At 37.9% G+C, this 23,756-nt stretch carries 26 protein-coding genes; 6 read left to right on the plus strand and 20 right to left on the minus strand.

Going from position 1 to position 23,756, the window contains the following annotated elements:
• Positions 1-88: 88 nt before the first annotated feature.
• From greA to DS885_RS14565, 6 genes are all read right to left on the minus strand, one after another.
• Positions 89-568, minus strand: coding sequence for a transcription elongation factor GreA (greA, locus tag DS885_RS14540; RefSeq protein WP_113820142.1), 480 nt, complete (start codon positions 566-568; stop codon positions 89-91).
• 78 nt (positions 569-646) lie between these two features.
• Positions 647-1,432: a TatD family hydrolase gene (locus DS885_RS14545; protein ID WP_113820143.1), complete on the minus strand. Its 786-nt coding sequence runs from the start codon at positions 1,430-1,432 to the stop codon at positions 647-649.
• A gap of 72 nt (positions 1,433-1,504) precedes the next feature.
• The gene (gene prfC, locus DS885_RS14550; RefSeq protein WP_113820144.1) at positions 1,505-3,091 is read right to left on the minus strand and encodes a peptide chain release factor 3; all 1,587 of its coding nucleotides are present in this window, start codon (positions 3,089-3,091) and stop codon (positions 1,505-1,507) included.
• Between the two features lie 210 nt (positions 3,092-3,301).
• Positions 3,302-3,964, minus strand: a complete 663-nt coding sequence (leuE, locus tag DS885_RS14555; protein WP_113820145.1) for a leucine efflux protein LeuE — start codon at positions 3,962-3,964, stop codon at positions 3,302-3,304.
• 182 nt (positions 3,965-4,146) lie between these two features.
• Positions 4,147-4,584 carry a GNAT family N-acetyltransferase gene (locus DS885_RS14560; protein WP_113820146.1) on the minus strand — a complete coding sequence of 146 codons (438 nt, stop codon included), beginning with the start codon at positions 4,582-4,584 and terminating at the stop codon, positions 4,147-4,149.
• Between the two features lie 80 nt (positions 4,585-4,664).
• Positions 4,665-5,078: a GNAT family N-acetyltransferase gene (locus DS885_RS14565; protein WP_113820147.1), complete on the minus strand. Its 414-nt coding sequence runs from the start codon at positions 5,076-5,078 to the stop codon at positions 4,665-4,667.
• A 229-nt stretch (positions 5,079-5,307) separates the two neighbouring features.
• Here DS885_RS14565 and DS885_RS14570 point away from each other — a divergent pair, with 229 nt between their 5' ends.
• A complete protein-coding gene (locus tag DS885_RS14570; protein WP_113820148.1) occupies positions 5,308-6,153 on the plus strand; it encodes a LysR family transcriptional regulator in 846 nt (281 codons plus the stop codon).
• On the opposite strand, the gene DS885_RS14575 is transcribed toward DS885_RS14570, so the two are convergent.
• Positions 6,104-6,886 carry a TSUP family transporter gene (locus tag DS885_RS14575; RefSeq protein WP_113820149.1) on the minus strand — a complete coding sequence of 261 codons (783 nt, stop codon included), beginning with the start codon at positions 6,884-6,886 and terminating at the stop codon, positions 6,104-6,106. The genes DS885_RS14570 and DS885_RS14575 overlap by 50 nt on opposite strands.
• A gap of 211 nt (positions 6,887-7,097) precedes the next feature.
• On the opposite strand from DS885_RS14575, the gene DS885_RS14580 reads away from it, so the two are divergent.
• A complete protein-coding gene (locus DS885_RS14580; RefSeq protein ID WP_113820150.1) occupies positions 7,098-7,466 on the plus strand; it encodes an RNA recognition motif domain-containing protein in 369 nt (122 codons plus the stop codon).
• Positions 7,467-7,502: 36 nt separating this feature from the next.
• Here DS885_RS14580 and DS885_RS14585 read toward each other — a convergent pair whose 3' ends face one another.
• Positions 7,503-7,880 (minus strand): hypothetical protein, encoded by a 378-nt coding sequence (locus tag DS885_RS14585; RefSeq protein ID WP_113820151.1) that lies wholly within the window; start codon positions 7,878-7,880, stop codon positions 7,503-7,505.
• Between the two features lie 46 nt (positions 7,881-7,926).
• Positions 7,927-9,153 carry a cystathionine gamma-synthase family protein gene (locus DS885_RS14590; RefSeq protein WP_113820152.1) on the minus strand — a complete coding sequence of 409 codons (1,227 nt, stop codon included), beginning with the start codon at positions 9,151-9,153 and terminating at the stop codon, positions 7,927-7,929.
• A 114-nt stretch (positions 9,154-9,267) separates the two neighbouring features.
• Here DS885_RS14590 and DS885_RS14595 point away from each other — a divergent pair, with 114 nt between their 5' ends.
• A complete protein-coding gene (locus DS885_RS14595; protein ID WP_113820153.1) occupies positions 9,268-10,860 on the plus strand; it encodes a sensor histidine kinase in 1,593 nt (530 codons plus the stop codon).
• Positions 10,861-11,249: 389 nt separating this feature from the next.
• Here the strand turns inward: DS885_RS14595 and cspE are convergent, their stop codons facing one another.
• Positions 11,250-11,456, minus strand: a complete 207-nt coding sequence (gene cspE, locus DS885_RS14600) for a transcription antiterminator/RNA stability regulator CspE (RefSeq protein WP_019613006.1) — start codon at positions 11,454-11,456, stop codon at positions 11,250-11,252.
• Positions 11,457-11,787: 331 nt separating this feature from the next.
• Between cspE and DS885_RS14605 the strand changes: the two genes are divergently transcribed.
• Positions 11,788-12,237, plus strand: a complete 450-nt coding sequence (locus DS885_RS14605; protein WP_113820154.1) for a YaiI/YqxD family protein — start codon at positions 11,788-11,790, stop codon at positions 12,235-12,237.
• 41 nt (positions 12,238-12,278) lie between these two features.
• On the opposite strand, the gene nqrM is transcribed toward DS885_RS14605, so the two are convergent.
• From nqrM to DS885_RS14650, 9 genes are all read right to left on the minus strand, one after another.
• Entirely contained in the window at positions 12,279-12,503 is a 225-nt protein-coding gene (nqrM, locus tag DS885_RS14610) for a (Na+)-NQR maturation NqrM (protein WP_113820155.1), read from the minus strand.
• Positions 12,503-13,534 (minus strand): FAD:protein FMN transferase, encoded by a 1,032-nt coding sequence (locus DS885_RS14615; protein WP_113820156.1) that lies wholly within the window; start codon positions 13,532-13,534, stop codon positions 12,503-12,505. The genes nqrM and DS885_RS14615 overlap by 1 nt, the downstream gene beginning before the upstream one ends.
• Positions 13,535-13,539: 5 nt before the next feature.
• On the minus strand, positions 13,540-14,763 hold the full coding sequence (gene nqrF, locus DS885_RS14620; RefSeq protein WP_113820157.1) for an NADH:ubiquinone reductase (Na(+)-transporting) subunit F: 1,224 nt from the start codon (positions 14,761-14,763) through the stop codon (positions 13,540-13,542).
• 66 nt (positions 14,764-14,829) lie between these two features.
• Complete coding sequence (gene nqrE / locus DS885_RS14625; RefSeq protein WP_113820158.1) at positions 14,830-15,438, minus strand: NADH:ubiquinone reductase (Na(+)-transporting) subunit E; 609 nt, start codon at positions 15,436-15,438, stop codon at positions 14,830-14,832.
• 5 nt (positions 15,439-15,443) lie between these two features.
• A complete protein-coding gene (locus tag DS885_RS14630; RefSeq protein WP_113820159.1) occupies positions 15,444-16,076 on the minus strand; it encodes an NADH:ubiquinone reductase (Na(+)-transporting) subunit D in 633 nt (210 codons plus the stop codon).
• On the minus strand, positions 16,069-16,848 hold the full coding sequence (locus DS885_RS14635; protein ID WP_113820160.1) for a Na(+)-translocating NADH-quinone reductase subunit C: 780 nt from the start codon (positions 16,846-16,848) through the stop codon (positions 16,069-16,071). Before DS885_RS14635 ends, DS885_RS14630 begins: the two co-directional genes overlap by 8 nt.
• On the minus strand, positions 16,841-18,046 hold the full coding sequence (locus tag DS885_RS14640; RefSeq protein ID WP_113820161.1) for an NADH:ubiquinone reductase (Na(+)-transporting) subunit B: 1,206 nt from the start codon (positions 18,044-18,046) through the stop codon (positions 16,841-16,843). Before DS885_RS14640 ends, DS885_RS14635 begins: the two co-directional genes overlap by 8 nt.
• Before the next feature lie 2 nt (positions 18,047-18,048).
• Entirely contained in the window at positions 18,049-19,389 is a 1,341-nt protein-coding gene (locus DS885_RS14645; protein ID WP_113820162.1) for a Na(+)-translocating NADH-quinone reductase subunit A, read from the minus strand.
• A gap of 302 nt (positions 19,390-19,691) precedes the next feature.
• A complete protein-coding gene (locus DS885_RS14650) occupies positions 19,692-20,003 on the minus strand; it encodes a BolA family protein (RefSeq protein ID WP_181817777.1) in 312 nt (103 codons plus the stop codon).
• A 325-nt stretch (positions 20,004-20,328) separates the two neighbouring features.
• Here DS885_RS14650 and DS885_RS14655 point away from each other — a divergent pair, with 325 nt between their 5' ends.
• Together DS885_RS14655 and infA are read left to right on the plus strand one after the other, a co-directional pair.
• On the plus strand, positions 20,329-21,045 hold the full coding sequence (locus DS885_RS14655; RefSeq protein ID WP_113820163.1) for an arginyltransferase: 717 nt from the start codon (positions 20,329-20,331) through the stop codon (positions 21,043-21,045).
• Between the two features lie 109 nt (positions 21,046-21,154).
• Complete coding sequence (gene infA / locus DS885_RS14660; protein ID WP_007419779.1) at positions 21,155-21,373, plus strand: translation initiation factor IF-1; 219 nt, start codon at positions 21,155-21,157, stop codon at positions 21,371-21,373.
• Between the two features lie 92 nt (positions 21,374-21,465).
• Here the strand turns inward: infA and clpA are convergent, their stop codons facing one another.
• Positions 21,466-23,721 (minus strand): ATP-dependent Clp protease ATP-binding subunit ClpA, encoded by a 2,256-nt coding sequence (gene clpA, locus DS885_RS14665; protein ID WP_113820164.1) that lies wholly within the window; start codon positions 23,719-23,721, stop codon positions 21,466-21,468.
• Positions 23,722-23,756: the final 35 nt, after the last annotated feature.

Consider the following 23,756-nt stretch of genomic DNA (forward strand, 5'->3'; position numbering starts at 1 on the left):
TTACTATGATTGGTATTAATCTTATTTTAAATAAAAAGCCCAGTAAATCTGGGCTTTTTATTATCTTGATTTTGTTCAGTTTTGTGAACTAAGCGATGTATTCAACCTTAGTGATATCGTATTCGATAACGCCACCAGGTGTTGTAATTGAGATTTCATCGTCTAATTTTTTACCTATTAGGCCGCGTGCAATAGGTGAGTTGATAGAAATAAGATTACTTTTTATATCTGATTCGTCATCACCAACAATTTGATACGTCACTTCTTCTTCAGTATCAATATTAACAATTGTTACCGTTGCACCAAAAATAACTTTGCCGTTATTGGCAATTTTAGTCACATCGATTATTTGGGCATTTGAAAGTTTAGCTTCGATATCTTGAATACGACCTTCACAAAAACCTTGTTGCTCACGAGCTGCATGGTACTCAGCATTTTCTTTTAAATCGCCATGTTCACGAGCTTCAGCAATAGCATGTACAATCTCTGGACGCTTAACTGTTTTTAACTGCTCTAATTCAGCACGTAAAATTTCAGCGCCTTTGGCTGTCATTGGGTATTGAGTCATTAACCATCACCTTATTCTGGAAACAATGTTTCACTAACTATATTTAGAAAATCGGGTATTTTACGCTAATTACTCACATTAGTCATTTATTATAGGAAAAATGCTTTTGCTATTGTTGTAAATTCGTTGTGCGATCACGTCTCTTGGTTCTTCCCTCAAGGCGCATAATGCTTCAAAGATAACAGTAATATTTAACGGTGAATTAAACTCAGTTGATTGTTGGTATACGGGCATATCAGGCGCATCGGTTTCTAAAACTAAACTACTTAATGGTAGTTTACTTAAGGTCTTTTGCGTTTTCTTAGCGGTTGGGTGAGTGATCACACCACCAATACCTAATTTAAAACCTAACTTAATAAACTCATTGGCGATCTCTTCACTACCCGAAAAAGCATGGTAAACCCCGCCATAAGAGAATTTAGTTTGTTTGAGTAGTTGTAATATACGTGATTGAGTTTTCACTACATGTAAAATAACAGGGAGTTGCAGGCGTTGTGCGATAGCTAGTTGTGCTAAAAAAACCGCCTCTTGTGTTTCCATACTGGTATCGATTAACTTATCTAATCCAATCTCACCCAGTGCTATACAATGATGTTCAGCTTGATGATGTAAATTCAATAAAGTTGACTCTAGTGTAACGAGATCCTCTGCTTTAAAGGTCGATAAGAAATGCGGATGAATCCCTAAGGCAAAGTACAATTCAGCATATTTTTCACAAAGGGTGATAATCTCAGGCCAGCGTGCGGCATCCGTAGCTGGAATAATGACTTGAGTAATATTAGCTGACTTTAACTCTGCTAATAATGTTGCCAAGTCTTGTTTGAAGCAATCAAAGTTTAAGTGGCAATGACTATCTATAAACATATTCTCTCCGAACCTATAAAAAAGCGTCCGAAGACGCTTAATCATAAACACTTAACCTATTAATATAAAATATTAATGTTCACGTGTTTTACGGAATTTAACGTCTGGGTAACGTTCCATTGCTAGGTTTAAGTTAACCATAGTCGGCGCTACGTAAGTTAAGTTATTACTACCATCTAATGCTAGGTTATCGTAAGCTTTTTTCTCAAACTCAGCCATTTTAATTGGATCTTCACAATCAACCCAAAGTGCTGTTGCTACGCTGATACCTTCATAGATAGCATCTACCTTGTATTCAGATTTTAAACGTTGTACAACGACTTCAAACTGTAGCACACCTACCGCGCCTACAATCAGATCATTACTGCGTAATGGACGGAATACCTGAACAGCACCCTCTTCTGATAATTGCATTAGACCTTTTAACAGTTGCTTTTGTTTTAATGGATCTTTTAAACGAATACGACGGAACATTTCTGGTGCAAAGTTAGGAATCCCCGTAAATTTTAGATCTTCACCAACGGTAAATGTATCACCAATTTGAATAGTACCGTGATTATGTAAACCAATAATATCACCAGAGAATGATTCGTCAGACGCAGTTCGGTCACCCGCCATGAAAGTTACCGCATCAGAAATGCTGACCATTTTACCTGTACGTACATGGTGCATTTTCATGCCTTTTTCATATTTACCTGAACAGATACGCATAAAGGCAATACGGTCACGATGTTTTGGATCCATGTTCGCTTGAATTTTAAAAACAAAACCAGAAAACACTTCTTCAGTCGGTTCAACTACACGTTGTACTGTTGCTCTTGGTAATGGCTTTGGAGCCCACTCCACTAAGCCATCAAGTACATGGTCAACACCAAAGTTACCTAATGCTGTACCGAAGTAAACTGGCGTTAACTCGCCAGCCAAAAACATCTCTTTATCGAACTCATTAGATGCACCTACCACTAACTCCATCTCATCACGTAAATCATCAGCATGGTTTGGTAAGGCTTTATCTAATTCAGGGTTATCTAAGCCTTTAATAATACGCACTTCTTGGATGGTATGACCTTGACCTGATTCATATAAAATCACTTCATCGCGTAGAATATGGTAAACACCTTTGAACTCTTTACCCATACCAATTGGCCAAGTAATAGGAGCACAGGCGATATTCAGAACTTCTTCAACTTCATCCATCAATTCGATTGGGTCACGAGTGTCACGGTCACATTTGTTCATGAAAGTAATGATTGGTGTATCACGCAGACGCGTTACTTCCATTAATTTAATGGTACGTTGCTCAACACCTTTTGCCGCATCAATAACCATCAAACAAGAATCAACAGCAGTTAAAGTACGGTAAGTATCTTCCGAGAAATCTTCATGTCCAGGTGTATCCAGTAAGTTTACTAGACCATCATTGTATGGGAATTGCATCACCGAAGTAGTGATCGAGATACCACGGTCTTTTTCCATCTCCATCCAGTCAGATTTTGCATGTTGACCAGATTTTTTACCCTTTACTGTACCCGCTTTTTGTAACGCGTTTCCGAATAATAATACTTTCTCAGTAATGGTTGTTTTACCCGCATCAGGGTGAGAGATGATTGCGAATGTACGTCTAGAGTTGACTGCCTCTAGAAATTTAGCGTCTGCCATATTTAGTTTTCTCTTTAATATGCGCATCAAACTGCGCACAATAATTTTTCTACGAAATGAGTGATTTATAAATTTGGCAGAACTATAGCAAATTGCCTAGATGAATTCATTTCCTATTATCTTAATTACTATAAATTTGTTGTTTGAATTTCAATCAAATATTTAATGTTGAACATCATCTATCAACAGTTTTGTAATGGTTCAAAGCTATTAAGTCGCGCTTGCTAAGGCTAATTTAACGGCAAAACCAACAAAGCCAACACCAACACTACCTCCAGAAATAGCACTGACTCTTTTACGCTTCTTAAAACCTGCCGCTAACGTTGAACCGGCATAAATTAGGGTCGCTAAATACAGTAAACTAAAGACTTGAATAGTCACCGCGAGTATTAAAAAAGGCACAACAGGTTGCGGGTAAGTTGGGTCAACAAACTGCGCAAAAAATGACAGGAAAAAAAGAATCGCTTTCGGGTTTAATAAACTCACTAACAACGCTTTTCTAAAGGCTTGTCCTGCAGTTGTTTTCTTGATTTTAACGCTTTCTTGTAAGTCTACATGACCTAATTGACGCCAAGACTTAATTGCCCCGCTGATCAATTGGTATCCAATATAAATGAGGTAACCTGCACCGGCATATTTAATAAACATAAACACTGCAGGATAAGTAGTCAGTATGGTCACCGCACCCAATGCCGTTGCAATGATTAACAAAGAGTCACCAAGCAATACCGCAGCAACGGCAGCCCAACCAACGCGCCTTCCCTGCTGTGCAGCTAATGCCAGTACATATAAAGAGTTTGGACCGGGTAATAAAATGACAAACAAAGCGCCAAAAAAATAAGTAATGTAATTAACTACGCCAAATGCTTCCATGATCCCTCTATCCGTTATATTTTTGTATTTAGATATTTTAAATATCCATTATTAAAATAATGGCTATCACTTTTTATTTTATTGTTTAATCAGGTGACATATGTACTAAGGTTTCCACAACATCACCACATATTGATAAGCAATTAATTACATTTTTATCGAATGCTTTACTATTTTCGACATTACTCTCTAAGAGTTTGATAAACATTAGGTCGATGTAACTCCATAAAAAGTTCTGGAGATGCTAAAGCAGAAAAGCCAAACTTTCTATATAAATTATGCGCATCACTGGTGGCCAGTAACATGCGACGTAACCCTTGTAATTGAGGGTGATCTATAATGGTTTGTACAAGCCATTTACTTAATCCTTTACCACGATGTTCGGGTAATACAAACACATCAGCTAGATAAGCAGACGTTGCATAATCAGTGATCATACGCGCAAAAGCCACTTGTTGCCCTGCTTCGGTAAAAACACCAAAACAGAATGAATTATTAATCGCCGTTTGCATGGTCGATAAAGGAATGCCTTTAGCCCAATAAGAGCCAGATAAATAACCATGTATCACAGACAAATCCATCTGCTTTGGATCTGAACTGATTTTATAACCCGCTACCATAATACTCTCCAATATTAATCACTCATTGTGTGATTAGTCTAGCTCCCAGAGTGATAGATGACTTTGTTAATCGCTGGAGACTATCCAATCATTTCATGACGATCTAATACCCAACAACGCGGGTTATGGCTAAAGCCAATTCCTTCATAATATAAATTGGCAGCAGGAGCAGCTAATAAAATTAGCTTACATTTTGGACCCAATTGCTCTTGGGTTTTAATTTGTAATTGCTTACCAATGCCAAGCTGTTGAAAGTTTGCATCAACTGCCAAATCTGATAAATAACAACAAAAATGGAAGTCAGTCACACTTCTAGCAATACCAATTAATCGATCTCCAGACCACGCACTGATCATCAGGTTACTATTATTAAGCATCCCCTCTAGGCATTCAGCATCATCTACAGGTCGCCTTTCTCCTAAAGAAGTATTAGTTAACAATGTTTTAAATTGAATAACAGAAATGGCTTCATTAAGCTTATAATCAATGTTCATATATCCCTCAACACAAGACAATAAATTTACACTTCAATAACGACACATTACTTAAAGTTCATTTTTCAATCAATCATTTAACTGAATTAAAAATAAGTACAAATAATCCATAAGCATTGATAGTTCTCTCAAATTCATCACTACCTAAACTGACTTTAATGAGGTAAGTTAATTTGGCGTGTTATCAACATAATACACAAAAAACTGATAATAGAGAGACGACAAGAAAATGTTACTTGAAGGGATAGAAACACTATTAGTGCTCAGCAACGAAAAAACCATGAGCCGAGTTGGTAGCCAACTATACATTAGCCAATCAGCAGTGAGTAAACGGATAGCATTACTAGAGAAAAAGTTAGGTAAAAAGCTCATTATGCCTGATGGTCGCCACGTTCGTTTAACTGAAGCTGCTAATGAACTCATTGCCAGTGTTGGGCCTACCTTTCACGAATTACAAGGAAGAATCTATGAACAACATGCATTACAAGACCAAACTATTATCTCATTAAACTGTTCTGAAACCTTAGTTGCGGGTTATTTATCATCTATGATCGGTGATTATTTTCAGCATGACTGTGCAATCAAGATTAGCACTGACCATACACCAAGAATAATAGAAAAAGTACAATCAGGTAAAGCAACCATTGGATTTTGTGCAGGGCATTTACCGCCACATCATGGCCTTAAAGCCATTTTCCTGTGGAAAGAACCCTTTGTATTAGTAAGTAAAACACCATTAACGAGCTTACCAACGCAGATCTTAACTAATGACCTATCGAACCCAGCTAATCGTTATCAATTAGATATTCTATCATCACTGGGTATAGCACCTTTAATGGAGATGGACTCCTATACAGCCTCTGCACAACTAGCATTAAATGGTATTGCCGCTGCTTTAGTGCCTTTATCCATTGTTAATGCATTAAAGATTGAAGATAAATTTTGTTTTAGTTTTGCTGAATTACAACCATTATTTAGACCTGTACATCTTTGTTTGCGTCCTAACACCTATCAAAATTCACGAGTTAAAAAACTCCTTGAAGCCATTGCCAATGCTGTTCCCAAAGTAATTTAACCGCCATGGTCATGGACATAATAATCACCAGAGGTCGAATCAATTTTTGACCTCTTCCTAATACGACTTTTGCCCCCATTCTTGCGCCAATAAAACCACCACAAGCCATGGCTAAACCCAACTCCCATATAGGCAGTCCCGCGATAATAAAAAAGCTAAGTGCTGCAATATTAGACGTAAAATTAAGTACTTTAGTACGCGCCGTTGCAGCGACTAAACCATAACGCCCTATTGCCACAAAACAGACGGTAAAAATAGAACCTGTCCCTGGCCCTAAAAAACCATCATAAAAGCCAATACTACCGCCAACAATAAAGGCAAAAGCCGCTTCCGAGAGTTTTGGTTTATCTTCTGGGTGAGGAGTTATCGATGATGAAAAGAGAAAATAGCTAGAGATAGCAATCAACATAATAGGAATAATACTCATCAATAGATTAGGATTAACATGCTGCACTGTGATCGCGCCTAAAGCCGCTCCCACAAAAGTACAGGCAATGGATAAACACATCGACCTTATTTGTACAACACCAGAGCGAATAAAATACCAACTTGCCGAAAAACTACCAAAGGAGCTTTGTAGCTTGTTGGTTGCCAATGCTTGAGCAGGAGGAATCCCTGCCGCTAATAAAGCAGGCACAGTTAATAAACCACCACCGCCAGCCATTGCATCTATAAAACCTGCTAATGTAGCAACTGCTACCAATAACATGATGATCTCTAATGATAGTTCCATTACTTTCCCTTAACGTTTTGACGCCGAGAATATACCACCACTAGGTGATTAAGTATGAGCAAAAGAGAGGAAACCAACCTATTCCATTTTTTCATCAATTAAATAAATTGTTAATACTTCAATATCTATTTTCTAATTCTCCATGCTTTAAACAGCAATCAATACGAGTTCCTGTTAAAATAAGCTAAATCATCCAATCAAGTGAGTTCCCATGAAATTATTAGTACGTAACCTTGCCAAGGCAACAACAGAAGACAAATTACTGAGTTTATTTAAAGAGTACGGCAACGTTCAATCTTGTAATCTTGTTCTAGATAAAGAAACAGGCGCATCAAAAGGTTTTGCTTTTATTGAGATGCCTAAAGTAGGTGAAGCGAAGGCTGCAATCAAGCAGTTAAATAGCTATAAATTAGCGGGTAATTTAATTCGAGTTAAAAAAGCAGAGACTAAAAAAGAAGCAGCACCAGAAACGCCAGTAGCAACAGTAAAACCGGCAAAAGAAGCAGTGCAAACAGAAACAGCTGAAATGGTTGATCCGGCAACAGTCTGGGGTGAAGTAAAAGACGAAATAAAAGAATAATTTAACTACTCATCTTAAGCTAAGCCCACCTATGACCTAGTCTTTAATGGCTTTAAGCTTAGCTTCGTAATATTGGCGAGATACTGGGTCGAATCGATTTAAACAGAGCTGGAATAAACCAGCACTGTTTAAATGACTCAATAACAAAGCCCCTTTCTTATATTCACTGTTAATATAAGCCAGTTCTGCTTCACTATAAGCGGTATTTTCAGCTAACGTTGTTTGTTTAATATCTTGATAATAATAAGCCATCACTGCATCACCTTCACTCTCAGCTAACACCTGGCATTGTTCATAATTAGCAAGCTTATCACCAATGGTTTTTAAAGCCTCTTGGTTAACAGGTACTGTTTGTTCCTTTGCCAATGCAAAAGAACTTAATAAAGAGATTAACAATACAACGGAATATTTCATCAATATCAATACCAAACAAAAAGGAGCTTCACGCTCCCTTTATGATTTAAGCTAACGCTTGCTCAAAGTCTGCAAGTAGATCAGCAGTATTTTCAATACCAATTGAACAACGGATCATATTCTCACTAATGCCCATCTCTTGACGTAACTGTAAGCCCATTTCAAAGTAGATAGTAGGCGCAACTGGTAAGGCTAACGTGCGGTTATCACCTAAATGTGTTGCGCTGATCACTAGATTTAATTTATTTAAAAATTCACAGCAATCAATACCATCAACCAGATCAAAACTTAATAAAGCCCCAAAACCAGTAAATAGGTCTTTAGCACGTTGATGTTGTGGGTGATCAGCTAAACCAGGGTAATACACTTTAGCTACTTTAGGGTGTGCTTGTAACAGTTCAGCTAAAGCCATACTATTTACTGCTTGGCGCTCCATGCGCAGCTCCATTGTTTCACTACCAACAGAGATAAGATGTGCACCTTGAGAGCTTAAACAAGCGCCCATATCACGGAGGCCTTTTTTCTTGATCTGGCTGATGCCCCATAAGTTACTGTCACCTTTACGGTAACCTTCATAGATATTTGGGTATTTTTCCCAATTAAACAACCCAGTATCAGTCACTGAACCACCCATGGCATTACCATGACCCGCTACGTATTTAGATAATGATGTTACGATTAGACTTGCTTTAACGCTATTAGCATCAAATAAAAAGCTCGAAGTAATGGTATTATCAATGACATAAACTAGCTCATTTTCAACACAGAACTCACCAATTTCATCTAATGCACTGATTTGTGTAACTGGGTTTGCAATTGTCTCTACAAACACGATTTTAGTGTTACTTTTTAGCGCTGCACTAACATCATTAATATCCGTTGCGTCGACTAAAGTAACCTCAATACCGTAACCTTCTAATGTGCCTAATAACGAAGTGGTATTACCAAACAAGAATCGACTACAGATAAGGTGATCACCAGACTTTAACAGTGTTAAAAAAGTCGCTACGATAGCTGACATTCCACATGAAAAAACAGCAGTTGCAACACCGTTATCTATTTTCTGAATTTTTTTACATAATGCATCTAAAGTAGGTGTTGAAGAACGAGCATAAGCGTGGCCAGGTTGCCCTTGGAAAACGTCAATTAACCCTTGTACATCTTTAAACCCGTATGGGACTGAGTTATGAATCGGAGCATGGACCGCGCCTGCTTCTAGGCCTAATTGATGATCTGAATGCACTATTTTTGTGGTAAAACCTAACGCTGTCATTTAAATTCCTTGCTTTTATTCTCAATAATGATCGCTTTGATCTAAAATGTCGTAAATTTAACGTATTATGCCTAATCTAGACGGATTTAGCATCAGGTGTATTAAGGAAATAAATTGAAGTCAAATATATACGGTGTGTTAGTTTTTTTCTTAGGGTTAGTATTTTCATACTTCATTTCCCTGCATTTGACTGAAAAAGAAAAAGTACAACAACAGCAAAATATTTTAGTGGAGAGTAAAAGTATTGCTTTTAACATCCGTAATAGCATCGAAAGTAATGCAGAGCAGATTCAATTATTAATTAATCATTGGGGTTCTATTGATGACCTCAATGGGCATTGGGAAGTGGACACCAACCTTCTGATTAATAGAAACCGTTTTCTAAAAACCATCAAATTGTTTCCAATGGTAGATGAATCCTTATTTGATTTACCAGAGGGCACATTGATTAAAACCAATGATGAAATAGACAAAAGAAGACAGTTACGTACACGTGAGCATCTCCCTAAAAACGCAGATCAAGTTGTCTCTAATTTTGTTTATACCACCCGTGCTACTTATTTACCTGATAATAATATTGAGTTAAAACTGCAATTCCCGATTGTTATTGACAACCAATTGATTGCTTATGTTGAAGCACCAATACAATTAGGCATGTTATTAAACCATAAGTTAGATACCTACCAAATCACTAAACCCTTTGCTATTTCCGAAAATGGGACTGTGTTATTTAATTATCTCCCTCAAAAACTGCATATCAATAATATTACTAAGGAATCGATCATTCACATATATGGCCATACATGGACGTTAATGGTGTGGTCAAATATAGTGCATCAAGAGAAAGGATTATTCTTAATATTATCGCTCTTGGTTTCGTTTTTAGCTGCAATAACAGTGAAACTTGCTATGTCGAATATTGCACTCATTAAAAATGATCTGAAAAACAAGCATTTAATTAGGCAAGTTGATGATGAGTATAGAAGTAGCCAAGCTAAGTTAATACAATCTAATAAACTCGCCTCTTTAGGGGAGATTGCGGCTGGTATCGCCCATGAAATTAATCAACCTTTACAGGTTATTTGTATCCATACCGATATTTGCCAAGAAAATATTAAAAATGGTAACTACCATTTAATCGAAAAAAGCTTTAAAGCCATTACATCTCAAAGTGAACGTATCGAAAAAATTGTTAAACAAGTGGGTAGCTTTGGCCGAGATAGTGAGCTGGATAATTACCAGCAAGAGGAACCAAATCGTATATTGAATAATGTAATATCAATCGTCATTAACCAATATAAACAAGATCAAGTGGAGCTTAGACAAGTTATTCCTAGCTCTTTACCATTGCTTTACTGTAATAAAACGCAGATAGAACAAGTGCTGGTTAACTTATTAATTAATGCTAAAGACTCGGTGGAAACGTCAGAAAGGAAAGTGGTCTTTTTCAAAGCGCACGCTCAAGATCATAAACTGTATATTCAAGTCTCAGACTCAGGTACTGGAATAGACCCCAGTAAAGTCAATGATATCTTCACCCCCTTCTACACAACTAAACCCATGGGTAAAGGCACCGGCTTAGGTTTATCTATTAGTTACTCTATTATCCATCAACATCAAGGTCATATTAAAGTGTCTAGTGAAATTGGACATGGTAGTGTGTTTACAGTGATCTTACCTTTTGAACGACCAAAAACAAAAGCTTAGGTGTAGGTGTTAGATACTCTGTCCGTTAGTTAATATAAGGGCATATCAAAGTGTCTAGTGAAGTTGGACACGGTAGTGTGTTTACAGTGTTCTTGCCTTCTCAACGACCAAAAATAAAGCTTAGGTATTATATTAGATAAACAGTTTAGTTTTTGAGGATTGCAGCAAATCACATCATCCTAATATATGGGAAATAGCTTCACTAATTATATGTTGGAAAACATATAACATAAGCATGTTATTAGGATGATGTGATTCGAGTGTTTTTGGTAAGGCTTGTTGCTAGGATAAATCTACAAATATATTTTTTATAACGCATAAAAAAAGGCAAGTCATAACCTACCTTTTTTTCAATCAGAATGAGCATTTACATGCTCATCGAAGCAATATTAAAGAGCTACGATGTTTTCTGCTTGAGGACCTTTTTGACCTTGAGTTACAGTGAACTGTACTTTTTGGCCTTCAGCAAGAGTTTTAAAACCAGTGCTTGCGATAGCAGAGAAATGTGCGAAAACGTCAGGACCGTTTTCTTGCTCGATGAAACCAAAACCTTTAGATTCGTTGAACCATTTAACTGTACCAGTAGTAGTAGACATGTGTATATCCTAATATATTTGAGTAATTTAACCTTAAAAATTAAGGCAGTTGGCTAGAAGTGTTGCTATTACTTATGATGTATAGGATTCGGTACATAAATACGGAACAAAGAACATAAATATCAAACGAACTTTCAAGCTAAAAATTATTATATATAGGTTTAATATGGTGTCAATAGCTATTTAACTTAAATATAAAAAAAACATTAATTTTATTATCAAGTTTAAAGCATTCTTTTATTTTTCAGTCAGTTAAAGTCAATTTAAAATTTAACGATTAATTAACACTAGAATATTTGTTATATTTATCCTTTAAATATTGAGGTTAAATATGACAATTTGGATTGATGCAGATGCTTGCCCAGTGGCAGTTAGAGAGATGGTTTTAAGAGCCAGTACAAGAACCCAAACACCATTGGTTTTTGTGGCAAACTCCCCCTTACCTGTGCGTAGAACACCTTTAGTAAAAACAGTACAGGTTTCACAAGGCTTTGATGTCGCCGACAATTATATTAGTCAACATGTGGAGTTAAACGACTTAGTTGTGACTCAAGATATTCCTCTTGCCGCTGAATTGGTTGAAAAAGGCATCATAGCGCTTAATCCTAGAGGCGAGCTTTACACCCCAGATAACGTTAGACAACGTCTAGCAATGCGTAATATGGCCGAAGAGTTAAGAAGTATTGGACAGATTAGTGGTGGGCCGAGTAAGTTCTCAGACAAAGATAAACAAAACTTTGCTAATTCATTAGATAAATGGCTACAAAAAGCAAAAAGGTAAGCCGAGGCTTACCTTTGGTAATAAAAGAAATAAATTCAAACTTAAATAATACGAGTTTCAGCTTGTAATTTCTTTAATCTAAGTTCTTCTGCTTCCTTCTTCTTACGGGTATCACAAGGATCTGGGCAGTCGCACTCTTTGTCGATACCTACAGATGCAAGTCCACCGCAGCTACCTCCAATGGTTTTTTGGTTAACAATATAACCAATTGCCATTGCAACGATAACTAATAAGAAAACAACAAAGGTAGCAATAAAATAGATCATTATTTTTCCTCTACAAGGTATTGTTCAAACTCAGGAGTAAAGGATTCTATAAATCCATCCCCCTGCTTGGTCAATAAAAAAACAGGCTGTTTTAATTTAGTTGCAAATTCCAAGCCGTCTTCAGGTCCTAGTACAGTAATTGCAGTAGCTAATCCATCTGCAACCATACTACTTTCATCAATCACAGTAACAGATACTAACTTATGATTGATAGGACGACCAGTTTTTGGATCAATCGTATGGGAATAACGTATGCCATCTGCTTCAAAGTAATTACGATAATCACCTGAAGTTGCAATCGCACTATCACCAATATGTAATAGGCGTTGTACATCTTGGCCTGCACCAGGACGTTCAATAGCCAATGTCCACGGTTGTTGGTTTAGTTTAGTGCCACTGGCTCTTAACTCGCCACCAATATCAACTAAGTAGTTATTGATTCCTTTTGTCTCCATAAACTCAGCAACTGCATCAACACCATACCCTTTAGCAATTGATGATAAGTCGACATACAAATCGGGTTTGCTCTTAATAAGCTTGTTACCATCAATGGATAAATATTGGCTACCAATACTTTGCTTAGTTTTTTCAATCAATTCAGCGTCAGGGATCTTATTCGGTTTTTTATCTGGACCAAAGCCCCATAAATTAACCAAGGGTCCCACTGTCACATCAAAAGCACCTCCACTTTGCTGATAAATTTTAAGAGCTTCAGAAACCACTTTGATGGTAGCGTCTGATACTTCCTCTGTGGATTCGCTTTTATTAAATAAAGACAATTCAGAATTAGGTCGATAAGTCGACATTTGATCGTTAACTAACTCTAGTTGTTGATCAATTAACTCTTTTAATGCATTACTTAGTAGTTGTTTGTTAGATGTTTGTTCACTCGATAAAACATAAGTAACTTGATAATAAGTCCCCATGGTTTGCCCCTGAATTTTTAATAATGCAGGTTCAGGTTTAGTGCACGACGAAATAAAAAAGGCTAGCCCTATTAAGGCTAGCCATTTGATTGATGCGTTAATCATCGGGGTTAGCCGCCGAAATCATCAAGTAAGATGTTTTCGTCTTCTACGCCTAAATCTTTAAGCATAGCAATAACCGCTGCATTCATCACTGGTGGACCACACATGTAAAACTCACAATCTTCAGGAGCTTCATGGTCTTTAAGGTAGTTTTCATATAACACGTTATGAATAAAGCCTGTGTAACCATCCCAATTATCTTCAGGTTGTGGATCACTTAGTGCAACATGCCATTCAAAGTTGTCATTTTCAGCAGCAATAGCATCAAAATCTTCTACGTAGAACATTTCACGCTTAGAACGCGCTCCGTACCAGAAACTAGCTTTACGCTTAGTTTTCAAACGACGGAATTGGTCGAAGATATGAGAACGCATTGGCGCCATACCAGCACCACCACCAACAAAGACCATCTCATTTTCAGTTTCTTTCGCAAAGAATTCACCGAATGGACCAGAGATTGTTACTTTATCGCCCGCTTTCAAGCTAAAGATATATGATGACATTTTACCACAAGGTAATGACAGATCACGTGGCGGTGGCGTAGCGATACGCACGTTCAACATGATGATGCCTTCTTCACCAGGGTAGTTAGCCATTGAGTATGCACGGATAGTTTCATCATCTACTTTTGATTCTAGCTCAAAGAATTTGAAATGTTCCCAATCACCGCGGTACTCTTCATCGATATCAAAATCTTTATATTTAACATGATGTGCAGGTGCTTCAATTTGAATGTAACCACCGGCTTTAAACGGTACAGATTCACCATCAGGAATTTGCAGTTTAAACTCTTTGATGAAGGTAGCTTGGTTATCATTAGAGATAACAGTACATTCCCACTTCTTAACACCAAAGATCTCTTCTGGTAGTTCGATATCCATGTCTTCTTTAACATTCACCTGACATGATAAACGCTCGCCTTCTTTAGCTTCACGTTTAGTAATGTGGTCAAGCTCTGTTGGTAGGATATCACCACCACCTGATTTGATTTTCACACGACACTGGCCACAAGTACCACCACCACCACAAGCTGAAGAAACGAATACACCAGCATTTGCTAATGCGCCCAATAACTTACCACCCGCTTGGGTTTTGATGCTTTTATCTGCATCATCATTAATAGAAATTGTAATATCACCCGTGCTTACAAGTTTTGCTTTTGCCGATAAAATAATAACGACTAGAGCTAAAACGATAATTGTAAACATGGCAACGCCGAGAAAGATTTCCATCGACTTTTTCCTTGTTTTGGGAGGGAATAAATTCCCTCGAATTCATCTAAGCTACAACAGTAACAACTACAGCTGGATACCAGAGAACGACATAAAACCTAATGCCATTAATCCAGCCGTTACAAATGTAATACCTAAGCCACGTAAACCATCTGGTACGTCAGAGTATTTCATTTTTTCACGGATACCCGCTAATGCAACGATTGCTAATGTCCAACCAACACCACTACCTACACCGTAAACAACAGACTCTAATAAGTTGTATTCACGTTGAACCATGAACGATACACCACCGAAGATGGCACAGTTAACAGTAATAAGTGGTAGGAAGATACCCAGTGCTTGGTATAACGCTGGAAAGTATTTATCTAAAATCATTTCCAAGATTTGTACTAACGCTGCAATAACACCAATGAAAGTGATAAAGCCTAAAAAGCTTAAGTCAGCATCAGGGAAACCAGCCCAACCAAGCGCACCAGGTGCCAGTAGGTTAAAGTAGATAACTTGGTTAACAGGTACTGAAATACCTAACACCACGATTACCGCAATACCTAGACCGATTGACGTTTTTACTTTCTTAGATACAGCAAGGAAAGTACACATGCCTAAGAAGAAAGCCAGTGCCATATTTTCCATGAAAATAGAACGCACAAATAAACTAAGATAATGTTCCATTCAAATTACTCCTTTGGCTCAACTTGTTCTGGTTTAATCACGCGAATAGCCCAGATAATGCCACCAATAATAAAGAAAGCACTAGGAGGTAATAGCAATAGACCATTACTTTGGTACCAACCACCATTAGAGATTAACGGTAAGATTTCGAATCCAAATAAAGCACCTGAACCGAATAACTCACGGAAACCACCAACTAAAACAAGGATTAAGCCGTAACCTAAACCATTACCAATACCATCCATAAAGCTTGGGAATGGCGCATTTTTCATCGCAAATGCTTCCGCACGTCCCATAACGATACAGTTAGTAATAATAAGACCAACATAAACCGATAACTGTGTAGACAGTCCGTATGCATAGGCTCTTAATACTTGGTCAACAACGATTACCAATGATGCGATAATCGCCATTTGAACAATGATACGTACACTGTTTGGAATGTAGTTACGAATCATCGAAATGAACAAGTTAGAGAAAGCAGTTACAAACAATACCGCTAAGGTCATTACCACAGCAGTTTGCAGTGTTGCTGTTACCGCAAGTGCAGAACAAACACCAAGGATTTGCAATGCAATCGGGTTATTACTTACAACCGGGGAAGTAAGTACTTCTTTTAATTCAGTTGATTTAGCCATTGTTTAGCGCTCCTTCACGAACTTTGCTAAGAAATGGACCAAAACCTTGCTCACCTAACCAGAAAGTAAAGGTATGCTCAACCCCAACACTAGTTAGTGTTGCGCCTGATAAACCATCAATTTTATGTTTAGAACCAGCAGGTGCTTGGCCTTTAACGATTTCAATTGCAGGGTCACCGTTCTCATCGTACAACTCTTTACCTTTAAACAAGTTAGTCCAACGTGGGTTTTGAACTTCACCACCTAGTCCAGGTGTTTCACCTTGCTCGTAATAAGTAATCGCTTCAATAGTATTACCATCAGGTTGTATCGCAACAAAGGCATACATCGTTGACCATAAACCAGCACCGTGTACAGGTAAGATGATACGTTGTAATTCGCCTTGGTCGTTAGACACTAGGTAAACTGTTGCTAAGTTTGCACGACGACCAATTTTAGCAATATTATCCTCTGCACTAAGCTTAATGCTCGTTTCAGGATCTTTAGCTGCTTTACGTTGGTCATAAGTGATTGGGTCTTCTGATGAAACAAACTCACCCGTTGCTAAATCAACTAACTTAGTTTCAATGTTTGAATTAAAGATTTCAGACACTGTTTTATCAGTTGTTAAACCAGCAACATCAAGAATTTTATTTTGCTTATCAATCGCTTTATTTTCGATTTGTAGAGGGCGTAAGCCAACGGCTGCGCCTGCTACAATAATTGAACATACTAGACAGACTGCCAGTACGACAATCATCGTTTTGCCAAATGTTTCTTGTTGGTTAGACATTACGAGCTAGCCTCCGTTTGATGTTACCTTGAACGACGAAGTAATCGAATAACGGTGCAAATAAGTTAGCGAATAGAATTGCTAACATCATACCTTCTGGGAAAGCAGGATTTACAACACGAATCAACACCACCATCAAACCAATCAAAATACCGTAGTACCATTTACCTTTATTAGTGAATGAAGCCGATACGGGATCAGTTGCCATGAAGATCATACCAAATGCAAAGCCACCCATTACTAAATGCCAATACCAAGGTAATTGGAACATATGGTTAGTATCACTACCAATCACATTAAATAGTAATGATGTTGCAATCATACCGATCATCACACCTGCAATAATACGCCATGACGCAATACCGGTAATTACAATGAAAGCACCACCGATCAGAATCGCTAATGTCGATACTTCACCGATACTACCTTGCATGTTACCTAGGAAAGCATCTACCCAAGTTAATTGAGCGTGAACAGCATCTAAACCACCTTGAGACATCACACTTAGTGAAGTCGCACCAGAGAAACCATCTACTGCAGTCCAAACAGCATCACCAGAGATATCTGTTGGGTAAGCAAAGAATAGGAAAGCACGACCTGCTAATGCTGGGTTTAAGAAGTTACGACCAGTACCACCGAAGATCTCTTTAGCAACGACAACACCAAAGGTAATACCTAGTGCAACTTGCCAAAGTGGAATTGTCGCCGGAACGATTAATGCAAACAGTACAGAAGAAACGAAGAAACCTTCATTAACTTCATGTTTACGTACACTTGCAAATAATACTTCCCAGAAACCACCAACAACAAACGTCACTGCGTAGATAGGTAAGAAGTAAGCAGCGCCGAATAAGAAGTTATCAAATACACTAGCCCCAGACCCTAAGGTCACACCAAATGTATTTAACAAAGCAACGCGCCAATCTTCAAGTGCTGAATAACCAGCTACGATTGCATCGTTAGCTTGTACCCCCGTGTTATACATACCGTAAAACATCGCTGGGAACGTTGCTAACCAAACAAAAATCATCATGCGTTTAAGGTCAATACTGTCACGAACGTGCGTAATACCTTTGGTCACATAACCAGGAGTATAGAAAAATGTCGCTGCAGCTTCATACAGAGCGTACCATTTTTCATAACGGCCTCCTGCTTCGAAGTGCGGTTCCATTTTTTCAATTAAGTTCTTAAGACTCATTATTAGCCTTCCTTCTCAATTTTACCTAGACAATCACGCAAGATTGAACCGTATTCGTATTTACCCGGACAAGCGTAAGTACATAAAGCCAAATCTTCTTCGTCTAATTCTAAGCAACCTAACGTTTGCGCACCATCTGTATCACCCACTATTAAATCGCGTAATAACACAGTCGGTAAGATATCTAATGGCATAACACGCTCATATTGACCGATTGGCACCATCGCACGCTTACTACCACCAGTAGTTGTAGTGAACGCAAACTTCTTAGCACTATTTAACGCAGATAAGAACGCACGAGAAACTGAGTGTTTATTTAAACCAGGAGCACCCCAACCAAATAACTCTTTCTCATAACCTTCAATCAATGCAGATACTTGATTATGGTAACGACCTAAGTAAGCATGTGGACCTGTAGCAGTAACACCACATAACACAGAACCCGAAATAACACGTACTTGACCAGTAACAAGTTGGTCAGCAGTTAATTGAGTAGTAGAAGCACCTAGAACCGTACGCACTAAACGTGGTTTTGTTACAGCAGGACCCGCTAAAGAGATCACTTTTTCACTGTAAATTTCACCCGATACAAACAACTTACCGAATGCGATCACATCTTGGTAGTTAATTGACCAAACTTGCTTAGTAGCAGATACTGGGTCAATGAAATGTATATGCGTTCCCGCTAATCCAGCTGGATGAACGCCGGTAAATACTTTTTCTTCAACGCTAGCAACATCAGAAGTTGGCAGTGTCGCTTGGTCTTTACAAACGTACACTTTACCTTCAGTTAGCTGAGATAAAATAGCTAAACCGTCAGTGAAGGCTTGCTGGTTATCATTAATGATAAGGCTTGCGTCAGCCGCTAATGGATTAGTATCCATTGCAGTAACGAAAATAGAAGCAGGCTGCGCATCAATAGCTGGTACTTTACTAAATGGGCGAGTGCGTAATGCAGTCCAAGCACCTGATGCAACCAAGTTCTCAACAACTTTACTACGCTCAATGCTAGCTAGTTGTTGGCTTTCATACTTAGCAAATTGCACATTCTCATTGCCTTGTATTGAAATAACTACAGATTGCAGCACACGTTTAGCACCACGGTTGATTTCTTTAACTACACCAGATGCTGGAGCGGTAAAAAGTACACCTTCATTTTTCTTATCAGAAAATAAAGTTTGTCCTTTTTTCACCACGTCTCCGACTTTAACAGCCATTGACGGGCGCATTCCAACATATTCTTCACCCAGTATAGCAACTTCAGAAATGGCAGGGCCATTTTGAATGACTTGCTCTGGCGCTCCTGAAATCGGGAGGTCCAGTCCTTTTTTTATAGTAATCATATTCTCTTGCACTATGTTACGGGAGGAAAAAGTTAAATGCCTTTCGGCGATAAAACATTACACGCAAAAAATTGAAGTTAACAATTGATTAACATGTACACTAAAAAATTCGGTGAAATATTAACATTAGAGAGGGGTTAAATGCTATATCAAATCAAAAAGCTTACTGCAGTTAGTTCAAATTTAAATAAAAAAGAAAACAAAGTTTGCAAAAAGCGTTCACATTTTAAATTGTGATTAATTAATTTTTCGTTCAGAGCGTCTCTTGTTGATATTTCTTGCTTATACCAATCGCATTGGTATTACTTTCCACCGCCTAAACATTTTGCTGATTCAGGTGATAACTGATTTTTTTCAGCCCATTGAGTAGGTGTGTAAGTATGTAAAGCTAAAGCATGGACAGGGCCAGCAATTTCTTCAGCAAGCAATTCATTAATTAAACGATGTCGCATAATTAAACGCAGTCCCTCAAATTCGTCACAAACAATAGTGACTTTGAAATGAGTCTCAGAATTTGGTGGAACAGAATGATTATGACTTTCATTTACAACTTGCAGGTAATCCGTTTGGAAACGTGCTACCAACTTATCTTGGATAGTTTTTTGAACGATCATATTACCTCTATTGACGGTGTACATTAGCTTAGGGAAAACTAAATTCGTACAACTTAATTAGACGGGACGCATATGGTACCGTATTTCTAAGCTTTTTTTCCACAAATTTAACATTTAATTTACTTTTTAATATTCACTCAATAATTTGCATTGTTTTATCAGCTAATATCATCAAAATATAATCCATACTCAGCAATTAGAAGAGATAAGCCAACGCATCGATAGACAAGTAAGGTGAATATTATTACCCTGAACTGTCATTGGCCTTAATGTTTGTTTATGTGCCCTCATTTTTAACTAACGTTATCAATTATAAAGGTAATTTGTGTCCCAAACTTCAGAACTCAAAGTAGGCCTGACCGCTACTTTTCCATGTTCCTACTTAGCGGAGAAGGAAGAACAGTTAATTATGTTGCTGGATCCTGAAGAAAACGCTAAACAACATTATTCTGCATTGATGGCGATAGGTTTTCGACGCAGTGGTGAACAAGTGTACCGTCCACACTGCCCTGCCTGTAACCAATGCGAATCATTACGTATCGCTAGCCAAGAGTTTAAATTATCCAAGAGCCAAAAACGTTTATTGAATAAAAACAAACATTTCACTACACGTATAGCAAGGACTATTAGCGTAGACTATTACCCTTTATACGAACGCTATATTAACCAAGTTCACCGTGACGGTGTAATGTACCCGGCTACAAAAACACAGTTCGACTCTTTTGTAGCCTGTACTTGGGGAGAGATTCTGTTTGTTGAAGTGTATGATCAAGATAAATTAATTTCTGTTGGTGTTACGGATGCCCTGAACTATGGAGCAACTAGTGCATGGAGCGCTTTTTATTGTTTTTATGATCCTGATTATGCGCATGCTTCTTTAGGTAAATATACGGTTCTGCAACAATTAGCACTCACTAAACAGCATAGTATTGATTTTTTGTATTTAGGGTATTACATTCAAAATTGTCAAAAAATGAATTATAAAAATCAATTTAATCCTCACCAACGTTTCATAAACCAGCAGTGGAAGGACTTTGATTAGCTTTTTAGTGTGAATTATGAACAACAATCCTTTACCACTCTCAATTATTCTGGCATTATGCGCCGATTGAAATTAGCACTACTTACCTATTACAAAGGATCCATCGCCAATGGCAAAAGAAGACAGTATTGAAATGCAAGGCACTATCTTAGATACGCTGCCTAATACAATGTTCCGTGTGGAATTAGAAAACGGTCACGTTGTTACTGCACATATCTCAGGAAAAATGCGTAAAAACTACATCCGTATTCTAACTGGCGATAAAGTGACAGTTCAGCTTACACCTTACGATTTATCAAAAGGTCGTATTGTTTTCCGTGCTCGTTAATACAAGCCGGTAACAAAATTAGGCTTTTATTAGCCATAAAAAAACCAGCTAAACGCTGGTTTTTTTATACTTGAAACAAAATAATTAAATAATTAGTTACTCATCTCTAGTTTTTTCTCGTAATTAAACTCAATACCATCGCCGTCGCTATTTAATATTACACGAACACTACCACCGTCCTGTAAGCTACCAAATAAGATCTCATTAGCTAATGGTTTCTTCAATTGCTCTTGAATCAAACGCCCCATTGGTCGAGCGCCCATCGCTTTATCATAACCATGTTCAGCTAACCAATTGCGAGCCTCACTGCCCACTTCAAGGGATACTTGTTTTTTATCCAATTGTACTTGAAGTTGCACGATGAACTTATCAACAACCTGACTAATCACATCAAGGTCTAAATGATTAAACCAGATAATGTTGTCTAAGCGGTTTCTAAATTCAGGAGAGAATACTTTATTGATCTCATCCATCGCTTTAGCGCCCTCTTTTTGTTCTTTAAAACCAATACTTTGTTTCACGGTTTCTTGGACACCAGCATTAGTTGTCATTACCAAAATAACATTTCTAAAGTCGACTTTGCGGCCGTTGCTATCGGTTAACGTCCCGTGATCCATTACTTGTAATAGGATGTTATACACATCACTATGGGCTTTTTCTATCTCATCCAATAACACCACTGAGTAGGGGTGTTTTACCACAGCATCGGTCAATAGACCTGCTTGCTCGTAACCTACATAGCCAGGAGGAGCACCAATGAGGCGTGAAACCGTATGCTTTTCCATGTACTCAGACATATCAAAACGTAATAACTCAATACCTAGTGCTTTCGCTAGCTGTTGTGTTACCTCAGTTTTACCCACCCCTGTAGGGCCAGCAAATAGGAATGAACCAATGGGTTTTAGCTCGTCAGATAAACCAGAACGATTTAAATGAATCGCATCGGTTAATGCATCAATGGCACTGTCTTGACCAAAAACCGTCATTTTTAGACGTTGGTGTAATTTAGCTAATGCATCTTTGTCTGAGCTAGAAACTGATTTTTGTGGAATACGCGCAATTTTAGCAATGATGTTTTCAATCTCAGTGACACCAATGGTTTTTTTTCGTTTACTCACTGGTAATAAACGCATTTGCGAACCAGCTTCATCAATCACATCGATCGCTTTATCCGGTAAATGACGGTCATTGATATACTTAGCGCTTAGTTCAGCGGCAGCAATCAATGCTTTGTTGGTATAACGGATATTATGATGCTCTTCATAACGTGTGCGTAACCCTAATAGGATTTGCCCAGTTTCTTTAATTGAAGGCTCAAGTACATCGATTTTTTGGAAACGACGCGCTAAGGCATGTTCTTTCTCGAAGATCTGCCCAAACTCTTTATAAGTCGTTGAGCCAATACAACGCAGTTTGCCACTACTTAATAAAGGTTTTAATAGGTTAGCTGCATCAAGTTGCCCACCTGTCGCTGCACCTGCACCGATAATAGTGTGAATTTCATCGATAAATAAGATGGCATTATCTTGAGACTGCAGTTTCTTTAACACATCTTTAAAGCGTTGCTCAAATTCGCCACGGTATTTTGTTCCGGCAAGCAAAGCCCCCATATCTAATGAATAGATAATATGGTCTTCGATAACATCTGGCACATTGTTATGTACAATTTGATACGCTAACCCTTCTGCAATAGCGGTTTTACCAACTCCTGATTCACCCACTAACAACGGATTGTTTTTACGGCGACGACATAGAATTTGCACACAACGCTCTACCTCTTTCTCTCGGCCAATTAACGGGTCGATAGTTCCAGCAACCACTTGCTCGTTAAGGTTAACGGTGAAAGGCAACTCATGACTCTCTTCTTCAACAGGTTCGGCCTGTTCAGGTTCATGGAAGGTAATACTGTCAGGGTGTTTTTCAGTGCCATGTGATAGGTAATTCACAACATCTAATCGAGAAAGGTTAGATTTTTTAAGTAGATAAGTAGCCTGAGACTCTTGTTCACTAAAGATAGCCACCAGCACGTTAGAAGCGCTAACTTCTGATTTGCCAGAAGACTGAACATGAAAAATAGCGCGCTGTAGGACACGTTCAAAAGCTATAGTTGGCTGTACTTCTAGCTTTTCACTTTTAACATCAGACAGGCTTGGATTGGTTTCTAAGAAATTCGTTAATTCAATATGTAAAGAAACAATATCTACAGAACACGCTTGTAGGATCTTCTTTACTTCTTCATTTTCTAATAAGGCTAATAACAAATGCTCTAATGTCATGAATTCATGATATTTTTCATAAGCGATTCGGAAAGCTAAATCAAGACTATGTTCTAAAGGTTTATCTAGCATGGAGTCTCCTTATGAGAGTGTAAGTAAATAATATC

Source organism: Psychromonas sp. B3M02 (genome assembly GCF_003318165.1).
Taxonomy (GTDB): domain Bacteria; phylum Pseudomonadota; class Gammaproteobacteria; order Enterobacterales; family Psychromonadaceae; genus Psychromonas.